At 39.5% G+C, this 1,439-nt stretch carries 2 protein-coding genes; one reads left to right on the top strand and one right to left on the bottom strand.

Going from position 1 to position 1,439, the window contains the following annotated elements; translation table 11 throughout:
* On the bottom strand, positions 1-137 hold a 137-nt coding region (locus PX481_RS11355), incomplete at its 3' end, for a LysR family transcriptional regulator (RefSeq protein WP_288094603.1).
* Between the two features lie 321 nt (positions 138-458).
* On the opposite strand from PX481_RS11355, the gene PX481_RS11360 reads away from it, so the two are divergent.
* Positions 459-1,169: a Uma2 family endonuclease gene (locus PX481_RS11360; protein WP_002761531.1), complete on the top strand. Its 711-nt coding sequence runs from the start codon at positions 459-461 to the stop codon at positions 1,167-1,169.
* Positions 1,170-1,439 lie beyond the last annotated feature (270 nt).

The raw sequence follows: 1,439 nt of genomic DNA on the forward strand, positions 1-1,439 counted from the left end.
ACAGCTTTTGTGAGTTGTTTGACTTGGGTTGAGACGGTAGGTTGAGTGATAAATAACTCCTCGGCCGCCTTGGTAAAGCTACTGTGTCGAGCGGTAGCCTCAAAAACCCTTAACTGGTGCAGGGTTGCCTGTATCAAGTTCTTATCCCCTTCTCAATAACAACTATTTGTCACCATCAATCCTAACGTTTTTATAGATTCTAGTCAATTAATTTTTTGATAAATATAGACTTTAATAGATATAACCGCCGCTTAAGACCTTTTGTCAGCCATCAGCTTTTTTCTCCCTCCTCCCCTCCTCCCCACTCCCCCACTCCCCCATTACCCCATCTCCCCCATTACCCCATCTCCCCAATTCATAATTCATAATTCATAATTCATAATTAATAATTGATAATTCATAATTCATAATTATCTTGCTATAATCAGAAAACAACCATCTATTAAAAATAAAAGACAATGGTTAGTTATCTTGATATTGACGACGATCTTCTTTTCCCCGATAGCGATGGTCAACCGATGGCAGATAATACCGAACAATATGAGTGGATTGTCAAAATTAAGGAGAATTTAGAGATTATCTTTGCCGATGACCCTAAGGTGTTTATTGCCGGAGATTTACTCTGGTATCCTCTGCGTTCTACTTTGGTTTCACCGGTTGCTCCCGATGTGATGGTAGCTTTTGGTCGTCCCAAAGGACGGAGGGGTTCCTATCGTCAATGGCAGGAAGAAAATATCGCTCCTCAAGTGGTTTTTGAAATTCTATCACCGAAGAATACAAAAGCAGAGATGAGTCGAAAATTAGAGTTTTATGACACATATGGTGTAGAAGAATACTATTTATATAACCCGATGCGCTGTCGTTTACAAGGTTGGCAAAGACAGAGAGAAAATTTAAGAGAAATTATCCCCATCAATGACTGGATAAGTCCCCGTTTAGGTATGCGTTTTATCTGGAATAAATCTAGTTTAGAATTGTATCGTCCTGATGGAGAGAAATTTTTAACAACTGTTGAGTTAGAGTCTCAAATGCGTCAAGAAAAGAAACGTGCCGATAAAGAAAAGAAACGTGCCGATAAAGAAAAGAAACGTGCCGATAAAGAAAAGAAACGTGCGGATCGACTAGCGGAACGCTTACAGGCGTTAGGATTAAGTTTAGAAGAAGAATAATACCATTTTTCTTTATTCGTAGCAGGCATGACCATCTCTGTCGTTACTTTTGAAAAATAGCATTAGAGCAGGTTTTTTTCCTAGGTTATTAGTAAACAGTTATTAAGTTCACTTAAGTAGGTAGGCGTTAAAAGTTGTCAGATGCCCCCCTTATTAAGGGGGGATTAAAGGGGGGACTAAGGGGGGATCGGCACCCCCCTTATCAAGGGGGGCAGGGGGGATCGAACCTAAAATCCATTTTTAATTTAATTATAACCAGCTACTTATTAC

This window comes from Microcystis sp. M53603_WE2 (assembly GCF_030065435.1).

Excerpts from the sequence above, each read along its gene's own strand:
- PX481_RS11360 (WP_002761531.1), top strand. The coding sequence starts at position 459 with ATGGTTAGTTATCTTGATATTGACGACGATCTTCTTTTCCCCGATAGC.